Consider the following 14,218-nt stretch of genomic DNA (forward strand, 5'->3'; position numbering starts at 1 on the left):
GAATATCCTAATTAATTAATGCTTCAATGACATTTTCCATTTTAGCGGAACGAGAACCTTTCACTAAAATAGCGTGTTTTTTATCTAGCGGACGAACAACTGTCGCCGCCTCATTATGAGTATTACAAAATATAGCGTTACCACCCTTACTTCTAAAAGCGGCACCAGCAACACCCGCTACGGGACCAACACAAATCAAACACGAAATCCCTTTGTCTTTAGCATATACCCCTAAACCATGATGAATTGCATCTCGTTGAGCACCAAGCTCTCCCAAGGCACCCAGAATTAACCATGTTTCGTCTACTGATTGCGTCGCTAGAACGTCAATAGCCGCTTCAACCGATGACGGGCTGGCATTGTAACAATCATTAATCAATAGAGCGCCATTTTTCGCGGTTAAGCGCTCTAAACGACCCGAAACCAATACTGGGGTGGCTAATTTATCAGTCGCTTGCTTAAAATCAATCCCTAGAATCAACATAGCTAAAACAACCGCCATACCATTCGCAACTTGATGCTTTCCAGCACCCGCAACATTCACCGGTAACGAATCACCATTGAAATGAAATATTGCCGAACTAGACTCAGCGCCCAGCTTAATATCTGAAGCATAAAGAACGGCAGACTCACTAAAGCCGAAAGAATACACTTTACGATCACCAGCCAAGTCACACCAATAATCAAAATATTCATCATCGGCGTTCAAAACGACACTAGCATTAGCTGAAGAGCCAGAAATTAATGCACCCTTTTCTTTGGCAATACTTTCAAGGCCACCCAACCCTTCAAAATGACTTCCACTGGCATTTGTCAGTATAACTATGTCGGGGAAGGCAATGCTCGCCAGCCGTGGAATCTCACCAGTAAAGCTGGTTCCCGCTTCAATAACAGCAACATCATGATTTGCGTCCAACTCAAGAAGCGTCTGCGGCACACCGATTTGATTGTTTAAATTAGCGCGTGTTTTTAACACATTTTTGTCACTGAGGGACTGCGCCAGCCAATCTTTTACGGTTGTTTTACCATTACTGCCTGTAATGCATACAACAGCGCCTTGAAAAGCATCTCGAATCAACCTAGCTACTGCTCCGTAGGCCAATGTGGTGTCTGCAACTTTGACATAGCTATAGCCATCAAGAATGCGTTCAGACACAACGGCTACCGCGCCATTTTGAACAGCCTGATCAATATAGTCATGCCCATCAAAACGCACGCCTTTCAAGGCAACAAACAGGCAACCCGGTGAGACTTTTCTAGTGTCAGTTATAACATCACTGAGCACGCAACCCTCACCAACAAGCTCACCACCACAGGCATTCGCAACATCTGAAAGAGTAAGATTAATTAACATAAGCCTCCAACGCCCTCAGCGCCTCTTCTTTGTCATTAAAATGATGCTTAACACCTTGAATATCCTGGTAAGTTTCATGCCCTTTACCTGCAATCAACACTACATCATTAGGACCAGAAGACAAAATAGCCTGACGAATAGCCACCCGACGATCGGGCTCAAAACTAAACGCCTCATCATCATTCGTTTGCACTAAAACATCGGAAAATATTTGTTCTATAGACTCGGTGCGAGGATTGTCAGAGGTCAACCATACATAGTCGGCATTCTTCATAGCCGCCGCCATCATTAAAGGTCGCTTACCTCTATCTCTATCGCCACCACAACCAAACACGCAAATTAGTCGACCATTTGTATGCTCTTTCAATGCTTGCAGGGCCACTTCTAAAGCCTCTGAAGTATGAGCAAAATCCACCACAACAAGTGGAGCATTAGGTAACTGAACTTTATCCATGCGCCCCGGCGCACCACTTAAACTAGACAAGCCACTCACTAAAGTCGCCTTATCATTCACTCCATACCAAAGGCTCGCCAATGCGGCCAAAGCATTCTGCACATTAAAACGCCCCAAAAGAGGCAAGAAGACAGGAGACTCCCCTTCAGGATGACACAAAACAAATCGACTGCCGGTTGGTTCAAGCACTAACTGTTTAGCATAAAAATCGGCACTCGGATTTTGCGAACTATAGGTATGACAAGCAGAGCCACTAGCACCTTCCGCCATAAAACCCGCATAACTGTCATCAAGACATAATATAGAGTGAGATAAGCTTTCAAAGGCAAACAAACGTCGCTTTGCCAAAGCATAGGAATTCATATCACCATGATAATCAAGATGATCTCGAGACAGATTTGAAAATACAGCCGTTTGAAAGGGAACACCTTCAATACGCCCTTGATCCAGCGCATGAGACGATGCCTCAAAAGCTACAAAATCCACACCTGATTCAGCCATATGCATCAAAGTAAGGTGTAGCGAAAGAAGATCAGGCGTAGTTTGTTTCGCCTCAGACAAAGAGTCTAAAGGGCCAATACCAAAAGTCCCGACCAAACCACTTGAAAAGCCTAGGTATTTAGCAAGCTGGGCAATATAGAAACAGATAGAAGATTTGCCATTAGTCCCAGTGACCGCCACCATATTCTGCGGCATACGTCCAAAAAAACCATGCAGACAATCAACCAATAATTCTGCCGGATTGGCAACCGAAACCAGTTCAATATCGTCTCGCTGCAAATTTAACTGTGAAGGGATAACCGCCACTTTGCAGCCTAATTCAACCACCTTATCCAAATAATCCCAACCATTTGAGCTTACACCTGGCAATGCAAAAAACACACACTCAGGATCGGCTTTACGACTGTCTGTTTCTAGGTGGCTATATAAAGCAGAATGCGGATTACCCTCTAAAGAGTAACCCGCCAAATTAAGAAGTTGAGCATGCGTTAATTGCCCCATTTAACCACCCTGTACAACTTGATAAGGAACTTTTTTAGGCTCCAAGCGAACCTCTCTGAGCCCTTCAGGCAAGTCTGGATAAATATTCAGAGTCGTCAACGCACCTTCCATTACTCGAGAAAACACAGGAGCCGCAACTTCACCACCATAATACTCACGTCCTTTCGGGTCATTAATCATTACAACCATTGCTAGCCTAGGGTTCGAAGCTGGCGCCACGCCTGCAAACAAAGCAATGTACTGATCGTATTCGTACCCTTTCGAGCCGACTTTATGAACAGTACCTGTTTTACCAGCAACACGATAACCTGGGATCTGCGCCGCTTTACCTGAGCCTCGAGTCACGACAGACTCCATCATTTTCACAACATCATGAGCCACTTTTGGCGGAATAACCTGCTTACCATCCGCAGGCACATCTTGCTTAAAGATAGTAACCGGAACACGATAACCGCCATTTGCCAACGTCATATAAGCTTGAGCCAATTGCAAAGTCGACACAGACAAACCATAGCCATATGACAAAGTAGCAATTTCTGATGGATGCCACTTTGGATGTGAAGGCAAGACCCCAGAAGCCTCACCAGGGAAGCCTATTCCAACAGGCGAGCCGATTCCCAGCTCATAATCCATATTCCAAACGGCATCCTGGGGAAGTGACAAAGCAATTTTTGATGCCCCTACGTTACTTGACTTAATGAGTAATTTTTCAAAATCAATTACGCCATAATTCGCAGCGTCACGAATAGTAAAACGCCCAAAACGCAAATAGCCCGGAGACGTATCAATGGTGGTTTCTGTCGTGTATTGGCCAGACATTAGCGCAGCCGAAATAGTGAACGGTTTCATGGTCGAACCCGGCTCAAACAAATCAATCACTGCACGATTTCGCAACTCTTCATATTCCAATTTAGAACGATCATTTGGGTTGTAAGATGGCTGATTTACCATCGCCAATATTTCTCCCGTTTTCACGTCTAAAATTACCGCTGACGCGGAAGTTGCTCGATGCTCTGTGACGGCAGCTTTAAGTTCTCGATAAGCCAAATACTGCAATCTCAGATCAATACTAAGTTCAATATTTTCACCTGGATGCTCAGCTTCTTCGACACCAACACCACGAATTATATTACCAGAGAGATCTTTCACGTAACTGCGACGACCAGGCTGACCCTCTAAAGCTTGATCATAGGCAAGCTCAATACCTTCTTGTCCTTTATCATCGATATTGGTAAAACCAACAACATGAGACGCTACTTCACCAGCAGGATAAAAGCGTTTGTATTCTTTCGTCTTACTAACACCAACCACATGAGCCGCCATAATAGCATCCGCTTCATTAGGCGGAATTTGGCGACGCAAATACATGAAAGAACGAGTTTTATTGGCTTCAAATCGCTCTTGCAACCACGCTCGACCAACACCCATCACCTCAGCCAAACGCTTAATCTCTTGCTCAGGACCAATATTTGAGGAAGGGTCAAGGGGCATTTTCCACAAGGCTTTAGGGTTGGCTATTATCGTCCAAGTTGGCGTACTAACAGCCAGTGGCTCGCCACGACGATCCAATATCATACCCCGAGTAGCAGGAATAGCTTCCGTACGTACCGCACGAATCTCGCCCTGATTTTGCAAGAAATCCTTATCGACAACAGTCAAATAAAACAGTCGACCGCCGGCAATAAGAAACAGCAATAATGCAACGCCATAGACAAATCTAAAGCGCCATTTTCCTGGTGTGTGATCACTATTATGAATACTCATGGTTTCACTATTATCAATTCATCCTGAGAAGGTGCGTGCATATTTAAATCTTTAATAGCCGCCTGCTCTAGGCGACTAGGCTGGGTGAGCGCACTTTGTTCAAGTAGCAACTGCCCCCATTTCACTTCATAATCCACTTCATCCTGCTTCAACGTCTGAAGGTAGGAGAAGTCTTTCCTAAAATCGTAAACCTGAATAACAACAGCAATGGAAATCATTGCTAAAAACACAACACCGACAGCAAAGACTAGCGGTGCAAAGCGCGCCTTAATCACTGACCCGCTCCAAAACGCGCAAGACAGCACTACGAGAGCGAACATTCTCGCTCACTTCAGATTGAGATGGCTTAATTGCCTTACCGATTGTCTTAAACTTAATATCAAGATGTGCGTTTCGAATTGGCAAGTGCCTTGGTAGCTCAGGCCCCTTAGCTTTTAACTTCATAAAGCGCTTAACAATTCGATCTTCAAGGGAATGAAAACTAATAACCGCCAGTCGACCACCAACCTTTAACGCTTCGGCTGCGGCATCCAGACCAACCTCCAAGTCACCTAACTCATTGTTGATGTGAATTCGAATACCCTGAAATGCACGAGTTGCAGGATTCTTACCTTTCTCCCAAGCTGGGTTTGCCTCCGCAACAATTTTAGAAAGCTGAAGCGTGCTTAGAATTGGAGTATGTGAACGGTATTCACAGATTGCTTTTGCTATACGGCGAGAAAATCGCTCTTCGCCATACTGATACATAACATCCGCCATATCCTTTTCGCTAACAGCAGCAATCCACTCTGCCGCACTCTGACCTTTATCTGGGTTCATCCGCATATCTAACGGACCATCGTTCATAAAACTAAAACCGCGTTCGGCATCATCAATCTGAGGTGAAGAGACGCCAAGATCCATCATCACACCATCAATTCTATCAACACCAAATACAGCATTAATGTGCTCAGCCATGTTCGCAAAGCTATCTTGAACAATCGAAAAGCGTGAATCTTCTTGCTCCAATGCCTTGCCATACCCTATCGCCACTGGATCCTTATCAAAACCAAGCAAACGACCTTTGTCTAATCGATCTAAAACCAAACGAGTATGCCCACCACGGCCAAATGTCCCATCGACATAAAGACCATTAGCGTCAGTTACAAGCATATCGACGGACTCATTAAGCATGACGCTTATGTGTTCTGCCATCGTCTTTGTCATAAAGAAATATCCATCATGGTTTCAGTTTGTAAATCCTCAAGAGCGTCTTGAGATAAATAATCTTCACGTTGCGCTTCCCACTCTTCTTGGCTCCAAATTTCTAATTTTTTGCCTTGACCAAGAATCGTTAGCTTTTTATCTAATCGAGCAAATTCACGCAGTGGCGCGGGCAATAAAATACGCCCCGCTTTATCCACCTCTAAATCCGTTGCGTGCCCCACCAAAAGACGCTGCAAACGCCTTGCCTGTGGCTGAAATGTGGGCAACTTATCTAATTTTTGTTGAATTACTTCCCACTCAGATAAGGGATAAAGCAGCAAACATCGAGAAACAGGATCAATGGTCACAACCACACCATCTTCATCATATTGGGCAAGATCATCGCGTAAGCGTGCCGGAAGAGACATTCGCCCCTTCACATCTACACTCACCTGATGAATCCCACGAAACATTGCCATATCCCACTTATCGACACTTTATCCCACAATTTAACACTATTTATGAAAAAGAGTAAAAAAAAACCAACCAAATAGACAAAAATAGATGCAATGATTTTGTAAAGACGTGAAAAAGAGAGAAACACAGAGACTAAAACAGGAGAAAAACCACAAAGTGACACTTTTTAGACAAAAAAAGACCGTTCTAAGGGATAGAAACAAACGAGAAGTGGAAGAGCTAAAAGATATAGAGAAGTAGCAGTAAAGAAAGCGCCATTAGCCATGACACCAATTGAATAGAATAGAAAACAAAGCAGGAAGAAAAAAACAGAAAGTAAAAAAGTGCAAGTTGGCCGATAAGCCGGGTTCTGTCGTGGACAGTCATTCATCTAATACGTACATCACTGCACGTCTTTAGCAACCTACCCGAACTCAGCGCGGGTCACGCCAAAGAGTTCCTATTTGGTCTTGCTTCAAGTGGGGTTTACCTTGCCACGAACTGTTGCCAGTCGCGCGGTGCGCTCTTACCGCACCATTTCAACCTTACCGGCAGTAAACTGCTTAGGCGGTGTATTTTCTGCTGCACTTTCCGTAGGCTCACGCCCCCCAGGCGTTACCTGGCACTTTACCCTGCGAAGCCCGGACTTTCCTCCCCCCAATAAATTGAGCGGCGACTGCCTAGCCAACTTGCGAGGCGCATATTACTTATCTATAAAGACAATAACAAGCGCTTTATCAAAAACAGAAGTTTTTCTTGAACTTAAAATCTAAGTTTAAGCAACAGGCAGTTGAAAACACACCTCTAAACCACCCTCCTGACGATTCTTAGCACTTATCTGCCCTTTGTGAGCACTAATAATACGCTGAGAGATAGTAAGACCAACACCAAAACCACCACTGTTAGCCTCCCGAGCTTCAGACGAACGGTAGAAAGCGTGGAAAATCTTCTCTAATTTGTCATCAGAAACACCAGGGCCATTATCTCGCACGTAGATAAAAGCAGTACCCGCCTTCTCTTGAGTTTCAACCTCAATCACACCATTACAACCTGCATAGAAACATGCATTGCGAAGTACATTTTCAATAGCATGCCGCAACTGAAGCGGATCACCCAATATAGTTTTTGGCGCACGACCGATTTTAGTGACTGAAATGCCTTTCAACTGACTTTCAAAACTCACGTCCTCGACGATATCACCCAAGAAATCTTGAAGATCCACCTCCTCTTTTATGAGAGAGGCCGCCTCTAAACGACTCAAAGTAAGCACCTGACCTATTAGCTCATCAAGCTCATGAAGCTCTGTTCGAATTCGGTTCAAATAGCCTCTTTGCGCCTCTGTACCATATTTGTCTTCTGCAATCGTTAACGCCACCTCTATCCTAGCAAGTGGCGTTCTTAACTCATGCGAAACATCACGCATTAACCGCTCTTTCGATGACAGTAGAGTGTCTATTCTAACGGCCATCTCATTGAATTCACGGGCTAACTTACCAACAGCATCACTTCTTCGAGCCAGCTTATTTTCAACCCTAGCCGTCATATCACCTTGACCAAAAGAGCGAGCAACACGCTGCAACTTAAGCAATGGCCCCAATAGCCAATAAGCCAAAACACCACTCGAAACGAGCAAGCCTAATAAAGAAAACCCGACAACCGCTTCCGGTGCTAGAGAGCTAATTTCAGGATTTGGTTTAAAGATAAGCAAATACTGAACATTATCCCCACCAATAACCTGAATAAATTGACTATGTAAAAAATCCGCCGAGGGCCTACTTGTAGCACTTGGCGTATTTTGCTCTCTAAAGTTACGAGGCAAAGCTTTTAAAAGAGGACGACCGTTCTCCTGATAAAGATAAATCGTTCCAGACAAACGCTTTTCAGCTTTTTCTGTTTCCTCTTGCAAAGAAGTAATACCGAACTTTTCATACCCAGCCACCAACTGAACACCGACATCCCCCAGTAAATCAGCTGACACCTGATTGCGTTTCTGGATAAACTGGACCATCCCCAAACCAATACTCACCACAACAATATTGGAAAGAAGCACTACCAGAAACACACGCAGAAAAGTATTTTTCATAAAAAGCTAAGCACCTAGTTCATTTGACACAAAAATATAGCCTACACCACGGACGGTTTTGATTCGAGGATCACCATTTTCTAAATTACCAATTTTTTTGCGCAGGTTACTAATATGCATATCCAAGCTACGATCATACATAGTCAACTTACGACCCAAAGCTTTTTCAGAAAGCTCTTGCTTTGTTAATACCTGGCCGGGTGCCATTAGCATGCATTCCAACAAGGTATATTCTGAAGTTGTTAACTCGACCAATTCACCTTCCAAATATACAGTCCGATCTTTGCGGCGCAATAATACACCAGAAAGATCTATATCAGCAGTTGGGTCGTCTTCTCGCTCCTGACTTGCTCGACGCAAAATAGCCTTAATTCTAGCCAACAACTCTCGCGGATTAAATGGTTTAGACAAATAATCATCCGCCCCCATCTCTAAGCCAAGAATACGATCTATATCATCGCCTTTTGCCGTCAGCATAATAACAGGCACCGAACTCTTATTACGTATCTGCTTTAACGTTTCAAAGCCATCCAACTCAGGCATCATAACATCGAGAATAACAATATCAGGCATCTCCGCAGCCATGAACTCTAACGCTTCACGACCATTCCAAGCATGCGCTACCTCGTAACCCTCGCCATCAAAATATTCTTTAATCAAATCCGATAAACGAGCATCATCATCAGCAAGCAATAACTTAACCATAAATATTCCCTCTCATTTTTTCATTATTTAGCAGGCATTTAAATTGCCTTAAATTCAATTGTAAATATTACCTTAGCCCCAGACAAACTCCTCCCCCTCTTTTCACTCTATTTACAAAGAATGCTAATATGCTGAACTTAGCAACCCATTAAAACAAAAAAAGCCGCAACTAAGCGGCTTTTTTTAACAACAAACCCATTATTTAAAACTTATTGTTTAAAAGGGTCGCGAATAACAATTGTCTCGTTACGATCTGGGCCAGTAGAAATAATATCAATTGGCACACCAACCTGCTCTTCAAGGAAGCGAATATAATCTTGAGCATTTTTTGGTAGCGCTTCAAAATTTGCAGCACCTACTGTTGATTCAGCCCAACCAGGCAACTCAACATAAACAGGCTTAGCCTTCTCATAACCTTCACTATCAACCAAAGAGCCGGCGACAGGATTACCATTTTCATCTGCGTAAGAAACACAAACTTTGATGACAGAAGAACCGTCAAGAACGTCCAATTTAGTCAAACAAATACCAGAAACAGAGTTAATCTGAACGGCATGGCGCAAAGCAACAGCATCGAACCAACCACAACGGCGAGAGCGCCCCGTAGTTGCACCAAACTCATGACCACGACGACCCAAACGCTCGCCATCCTCGTCAAAAAGTTCAGTCGGGAAAGGACCAGAACCAACACGAGTGGTATAAGCTTTTGTAATACCAAGCACGTAGTCTAAATACAAAGGACCAAAACCAGTACCCGCTGGAGCACCACCTGCCGTTGTATTTGAAGATGTCACATAAGGGTAAGTACCGTGATCGACATCCAATAATGAACCTTGAGCACCTTCGAACATGATGTTCGCACCCGCTTTACGCAAGTCATGCAGCAAGGTAATAGTGTCAGCCACCATAGGGCGCAAGAAATCCGCCATTTCCAAACCAGCAGCATACACTTCGTCAAAGGAAATAGGCTCAACTTTATGATATTGAGTGAGGACAAAGTTGTAATACTCAAGGACTTCCTTAAGTTTGGCCGCAAAGCGCTCAGAATCCAGCAAATCACCAACACGAATAGCACGTCGTGCCACTTTATCTTCATAAGCAGGCCCTATACCACGACCCGTTGTACCTATCTTTTTCTCACCTTTAGCAAGCTCACGAGCCTGATCAATAGCAATATGATAAGGAAGAATTAGTGGACAAGCCGCACTGATTTTCAAGCGCTCAACCGCTGGAACACCTTGCTCCAACAACTCAAGCACTTCAGTTTTCAATGCTGCAGGAGACAACACAACACCGTTACCGATAATACATTGAACACCTTCACGCAAAATACCAGAAGGAATCAAATGCAAGACTGTTTTCTTGCCATCAATAACCAATGTATGGCCAGCATTGTGACCACCTTGAAAACGTACAACCGCAGCAACATCTTCAGTAAGTAGGTCTACAACCTTACCTTTACCTTCGTCGCCCCATTGAGTGCCTAGAATAACAACATTTTTACCCATAATTTCAGGTCTCATTTAGATAGTTCTTAAAGAAAAGTCTAGCTCTGAACTGGCATCAACTGCCAAGCTTCATCAACAAATTCCAGCTTAAAATCAGCATCTCCAGGGTAAACATCATCCAAGACCTCTACCACTCGATATCCCTCAGCCCGCAAGGAATTCGCTTTATGCCAAAGCGCATCACTTGAGCAAATTGGCGAAAGAACAGTTTTTGGCTTATTGACCACAATCTCTGTCAAAGCAACCAAGGCTTTTACATCCGTACTAAAACCTGTAGCAGGACGGGACCGCCCAAACACTTGACCAATATTGTTATATCGTCCACCACGAGCAATGGCATTACCATGCCCAGGCACGTAAGCCGCAAAAACAACACCTGTGTGGTAACTATAAGAAACCAAATCACTCAGGTCGAAATGTAGACCCACCGCAGGGAAACGCTGGCAAATTGATTCACTCACTTTCTGCAGCAAAACAATCGCATCTCGGATTGACTCGCTTACATCACCAAGCAAATCTGCCGCATGTTTTAATACTTCTTTACCGCCACATAAACGTGGCAGACCAACCAACCATTGCTTCTGAATATCACGCAGACATTCAAGCCCATCAACATATCTATCAAGCTCCGGCAAATCTTTAGCCTTATAAAGCTCAATCAATTTACCTTCTTGATCCGCAGTCAAATCGCAAGCAGCAAGAACACCACTCACGACATCAACATGCCCAAGATCAAGAACAAGGTTAGACAAACCGGCCGTAGACAAGGTTTGCAACATCAAAGACAAAACTTCAACATCGCTTTCTACGCCGCCATGCCCATAAATTTCTGCGCCCAACTGAATGGGACTACGAGTACCATCTAAGCCAGCCGGCATTGTTCGTAGAACACTGCCACAATAACTCAAACGCTGCACACCATCATCTTTAAGGCAATGAGCATCAATACGAGCCACTTGGGATGTGAAATCGGCACGAATACCTAAAAGTCGACCTGATAATTGGTCGATTACTTTAAATGTTTCAATTTCTAGGTCTGAGCCAGCACCCGTAAGAAGGGAATCTAGATACTCTAAAAGAGGAGGTATTACTAAGTGATATCCCCAACTTTCATGGAGATTAAGCAGAGTTCTTCTAAGGTGCTCAATCTTAGCGGCCTGTTCAGGCAACGCCTCGTCAACGCCCTCTGGAAGTAACCAGCGATCTGCTAATGTCATTAAATTATCCTCTTAGCTTCGAGTCAGCAAAAGAAGCATTAATCCAAGAAACATACTAACCGCGCCCAGAATACGCAAATTCCAATCTGAGCTCGCGATAGCTTTTACCATTATTTCTCTCCACACATTAGGCGCGAGAAACGGCAAAATGCCCTCGGCGATCAATAAAAGGCTGACGCCAACCAGCAGCGACTGCAACAATTCCTGCATAGATTCTCTTTATTTTGACCATTAAAAAACCGGGCTGGGCCCGGTTTGTGTAATAGTACCATGTTTCCCATTTTAACAAATAGGCCTCATGTACGATTATTGACGAATATCCACTCTATTTAGCACTACGACTAGTGGAGCTATTCAGATACTTAAAGAATTCGCTATCTGGCTCAAGAACGAACAAATCATTGTTACCGTTAAAGCTTTCACGGTATGCCTGAAGACTACGATAAAATTCGTAAAACTCAGGATCTTGCTTGTAAACTTTCGAGTAAATAGCCGCTGCTTTAGCGTCACCGTCACCGCGAATCATTTCAGCATCACGTTGAGCTTCAGCTTCCAATACTACTTGCTGACGATCTGCATCAGCACGAATACCTTCAGCCAACTCCAAACCTTTCGATCTGTGCTCACGAGCTTCACGCTCACGCTCAGTTCTCATACGCTGATAAACAGACTCACTAACATCAGGCGGCAAGTCGATTCGCTTAACTCGAATATCCACAATCGAGATACCCAATTCATTCTGAGCAACTTGATTCAAGTCATCACGTAACTCAGTCATTAGCTGATCACGCTCGCCAGAAACCACTTCATGCATAGTTCGCTCACCGAACTTATTACGAAGGCCAGTATCTACACGAGAAGATAGAACTCGATTGGCAACAAACTCATCACCAGACGTAGCCTGATAAAACTTGGCAACAGAATCGATTTTCCACTTAACATAAGAATCAACCACAACAGCCTTTTTCTCTAGCGTCAAGTAACGCTGAGGGCGTGAGTCCATTGTTAGAATTCGAGCGTCAAATGTCTTAACCTCATTCATGATTGGAAGCTTAAAGTGAATACCAGGTTTAACATCATCCTGAACAATTTCACCAAACTTAAGCACTACAGCACGCTCTGTCTCTTTAACAACAAATAACGTCTGAGATGCGACCAACACACCAAGAAGGGCAATAAATAAAATGAAAAAAGAAAAGCCTCTCATTAGTTTCTGCCCTCTCTACGAATGGTTGCACTTTGGCGTTTGCGAATCTCATCAAGAACCTGATCAGTTAACGCCCCAATGTTGTTTGAATTCAAAGATCCAGCACCTTTAGAAGACTCAGCACGCTGTTTCATCAATTGATCCAGAGGCAAATACATCATGTTATTTCCACCTTTAGTGTCAACAACAACTTTATTTGCGTCTTTATAAACAGACTCCATCGTCTCAATATACAAACGACGACGTGTAACGTCTGGCGCCTTAGTATACTCACGATACAATCGATCAAAACGATCCGCTTGACCGCTCGCTCGAGCTACTATTTCAGATCGATAAGCCTCAGCCTCTTCTCTGATACGCTGAGCACGACCACGAGCTTCTGGAATAATACCATTCGCATAAGATTCAGCTTCGTTACGTACACGTAACTCATCTTCTTTCGCTTTGATAACATCATCAAAAGCCTCTTGCACCTGAGTCGGCGCTTGAGTATTTTCAACGTTGACTTTCGAAATCAATAAACCGGTACCGTATGCACTACTGTAATCCTGAATACGTGCCTTAACTTCTGACGCCAATAACTCACGACCTTCCGTTAAAATCTGATCCATTTCAGAACTACCAACAACATGACGAAGTGCACTTTCTGTCACCTGAGCAAGAGACTCTTCTGGATTTCGAACATTAAGCAAGAAATCCTTTGGATCCTGAACAGAGTATTGGACAGAAACACCCACCTCAACAATGGCATCATCAACCGTCAACATCAGCGCTTTATGATCATGAGAACGAACTTTCGTTACATTCACTTTACTCACAGAGTCGATCATAGGTGGATTCCAATGAAGACCTGGCATAACCGTGGAGTGATACTTACCTAAACGAAGCACAACCCCTCGCTCCTGCTGATCTACCTGGTAAACACCAGTAGCTGCCCACAAGGCAAGCAAAGCAATCAACACAATGGCAATCAAACCACCGCCAAATTTGCTAGACATACCACCAGAGCCACCACCATCAGAGCCACCGGATTTGCGCGTTTTTTTAACGCCAAGCATCCCCATTAACTTCTGAAAAGCCTCATCCAAGTCTGGAGGCCCTTGTTCATTGCCTCCAGGCTTACGACCCCAAGGGTCATTGTTGGTCTCTTTTTCACGATCTCCATCTGGGCGCCCAGCACCATTATTACGGTTTTTATCTGGATTCCATGGGTCATTGTCGTTATTACCCGGTTCATTCCAGGCCATACTACGTCTCCACTTTATTTTAATGATAATCCTGTA

The 14,218-nt window shown here is 43.9% G+C and carries 13 protein-coding genes and 1 other RNA gene; all 14 read right to left on the reverse strand.

Annotated elements, in window-relative coordinates; translation table 11 throughout:
- Positions 1-7: 7 nt before the first annotated feature.
- Entirely contained in the window at positions 8-1,354 is a 1,347-nt protein-coding gene (locus AC2A4J_RS17540) for a UDP-N-acetylmuramoyl-tripeptide--D-alanyl-D-alanine ligase (RefSeq protein ID WP_484176947.1), read from the reverse strand.
- Positions 1,344-2,810 carry a UDP-N-acetylmuramoyl-L-alanyl-D-glutamate--2,6-diaminopimelate ligase gene (locus AC2A4J_RS17545; RefSeq protein ID WP_484176948.1) on the reverse strand — a complete coding sequence of 489 codons (1,467 nt, stop codon included), beginning with the start codon at positions 2,808-2,810 and terminating at the stop codon, positions 1,344-1,346. The genes AC2A4J_RS17540 and AC2A4J_RS17545 overlap by 11 nt, the downstream gene beginning before the upstream one ends.
- The gene (locus tag AC2A4J_RS17550) at positions 2,811-4,574 is read right to left on the reverse strand and encodes a peptidoglycan D,D-transpeptidase FtsI family protein (protein ID WP_484176949.1); all 1,764 of its coding nucleotides are present in this window, start codon (positions 4,572-4,574) and stop codon (positions 2,811-2,813) included.
- Positions 4,571-4,849 carry a cell division protein FtsL gene (gene ftsL, locus AC2A4J_RS17555; protein ID WP_484176950.1) on the reverse strand — a complete coding sequence of 93 codons (279 nt, stop codon included), beginning with the start codon at positions 4,847-4,849 and terminating at the stop codon, positions 4,571-4,573. The genes AC2A4J_RS17550 and ftsL overlap by 4 nt, the downstream gene beginning before the upstream one ends.
- Positions 4,842-5,780 carry a 16S rRNA (cytosine(1402)-N(4))-methyltransferase RsmH gene (gene rsmH / locus AC2A4J_RS17560; RefSeq protein ID WP_484176951.1) on the reverse strand — a complete coding sequence of 313 codons (939 nt, stop codon included), beginning with the start codon at positions 5,778-5,780 and terminating at the stop codon, positions 4,842-4,844. The genes ftsL and rsmH overlap by 8 nt, the downstream gene beginning before the upstream one ends.
- Positions 5,777-6,232, reverse strand: coding sequence for a division/cell wall cluster transcriptional repressor MraZ (mraZ, locus tag AC2A4J_RS17565; protein ID WP_255829281.1), 456 nt, complete (start codon positions 6,230-6,232; stop codon positions 5,777-5,779). Before mraZ ends, rsmH begins: the two co-directional genes overlap by 4 nt.
- 326 nt (positions 6,233-6,558) lie before the next feature.
- Positions 6,559-6,907, reverse strand: an RNA gene (rnpB, locus tag AC2A4J_RS17570) — RNase P RNA component class A.
- Between the two features lie 83 nt (positions 6,908-6,990).
- The gene (locus AC2A4J_RS17575; RefSeq protein WP_255825017.1) at positions 6,991-8,298 is read right to left on the reverse strand and encodes a sensor histidine kinase; all 1,308 of its coding nucleotides are present in this window, start codon (positions 8,296-8,298) and stop codon (positions 6,991-6,993) included.
- A 6-nt stretch (positions 8,299-8,304) separates the two neighbouring features.
- A complete protein-coding gene (locus tag AC2A4J_RS17580; protein WP_255825018.1) occupies positions 8,305-9,003 on the reverse strand; it encodes a response regulator transcription factor in 699 nt (232 codons plus the stop codon).
- Positions 9,004-9,212: 209 nt separating this feature from the next.
- Positions 9,213-10,511 (reverse strand): adenylosuccinate synthase, encoded by a 1,299-nt coding sequence (locus tag AC2A4J_RS17585; RefSeq protein WP_255829282.1) that lies wholly within the window; start codon positions 10,509-10,511, stop codon positions 9,213-9,215.
- Between the two features lie 38 nt (positions 10,512-10,549).
- Entirely contained in the window at positions 10,550-11,728 is a 1,179-nt protein-coding gene (locus tag AC2A4J_RS17590; protein ID WP_255825019.1) for an ATP phosphoribosyltransferase regulatory subunit, read from the reverse strand.
- A 12-nt stretch (positions 11,729-11,740) separates the two neighbouring features.
- Positions 11,741-11,938, reverse strand: coding sequence for a DUF2065 family protein (locus AC2A4J_RS17595; protein ID WP_255825020.1), 198 nt, complete (start codon positions 11,936-11,938; stop codon positions 11,741-11,743).
- Positions 11,939-12,053: 115 nt separating this feature from the next.
- On the reverse strand, positions 12,054-12,935 hold the full coding sequence (hflC, locus tag AC2A4J_RS17600) for a protease modulator HflC (protein ID WP_255825021.1): 882 nt from the start codon (positions 12,933-12,935) through the stop codon (positions 12,054-12,056).
- Positions 12,935-14,182, reverse strand: a complete 1,248-nt coding sequence (hflK, locus tag AC2A4J_RS17605) for an FtsH protease activity modulator HflK (RefSeq protein WP_255825022.1) — start codon at positions 14,180-14,182, stop codon at positions 12,935-12,937. The genes hflC and hflK overlap by 1 nt, the downstream gene beginning before the upstream one ends.
- Positions 14,183-14,218: the final 36 nt, after the last annotated feature.

The organism is Marinomonas sp. ATLA20 (genome assembly GCF_057180105.1).

Excerpts from the sequence above, each read along its gene's own strand:
- AC2A4J_RS17540 (WP_484176947.1), bottom strand. The coding sequence starts at position 1,354 with ATGTTAATTAATCTTACTCTTTCAGATGTTGCGAATGCCTGTGGTGGT.
- rsmH (WP_484176951.1), bottom strand. The coding sequence starts at position 5,780 with ATGACAAAGACGATGGCAGAACACATAAGCGTCATGCTTAATGAGTCC.
- AC2A4J_RS17550 (WP_484176949.1), bottom strand. The coding sequence starts at position 4,574 with ATGAGTATTCATAATAGTGATCACACACCAGGAAAATGGCGCTTTAGA.
- AC2A4J_RS17595 (WP_255825020.1), bottom strand. The coding sequence starts at position 11,938 with ATGCAGGAATTGTTGCAGTCGCTGCTGGTTGGCGTCAGCCTTTTATTG.
- AC2A4J_RS17580 (WP_255825018.1), bottom strand. The coding sequence starts at position 9,003 with ATGGTTAAGTTATTGCTTGCTGATGATGATGCTCGTTTATCGGATTTG.
- hflK (WP_255825022.1), bottom strand. The coding sequence starts at position 14,182 with ATGGCCTGGAATGAACCGGGTAATAACGACAATGACCCATGGAATCCA.
- hflC (WP_255825021.1), bottom strand. The coding sequence starts at position 12,935 with ATGAGAGGCTTTTCTTTTTTCATTTTATTTATTGCCCTTCTTGGTGTG.
- AC2A4J_RS17590 (WP_255825019.1), bottom strand. The coding sequence starts at position 11,728 with ATGACATTAGCAGATCGCTGGTTACTTCCAGAGGGCGTTGACGAGGCG.
- AC2A4J_RS17545 (WP_484176948.1), bottom strand. The coding sequence starts at position 2,810 with ATGGGGCAATTAACGCATGCTCAACTTCTTAATTTGGCGGGTTACTCT.
- AC2A4J_RS17575 (WP_255825017.1), bottom strand. The coding sequence starts at position 8,298 with ATGAAAAATACTTTTCTGCGTGTGTTTCTGGTAGTGCTTCTTTCCAAT.
- AC2A4J_RS17585 (WP_255829282.1), bottom strand. The coding sequence starts at position 10,511 with ATGGGTAAAAATGTTGTTATTCTAGGCACTCAATGGGGCGACGAAGGT.
- mraZ (WP_255829281.1), bottom strand. The coding sequence starts at position 6,232 with ATGTTTCGTGGGATTCATCAGGTGAGTGTAGATGTGAAGGGGCGAATG.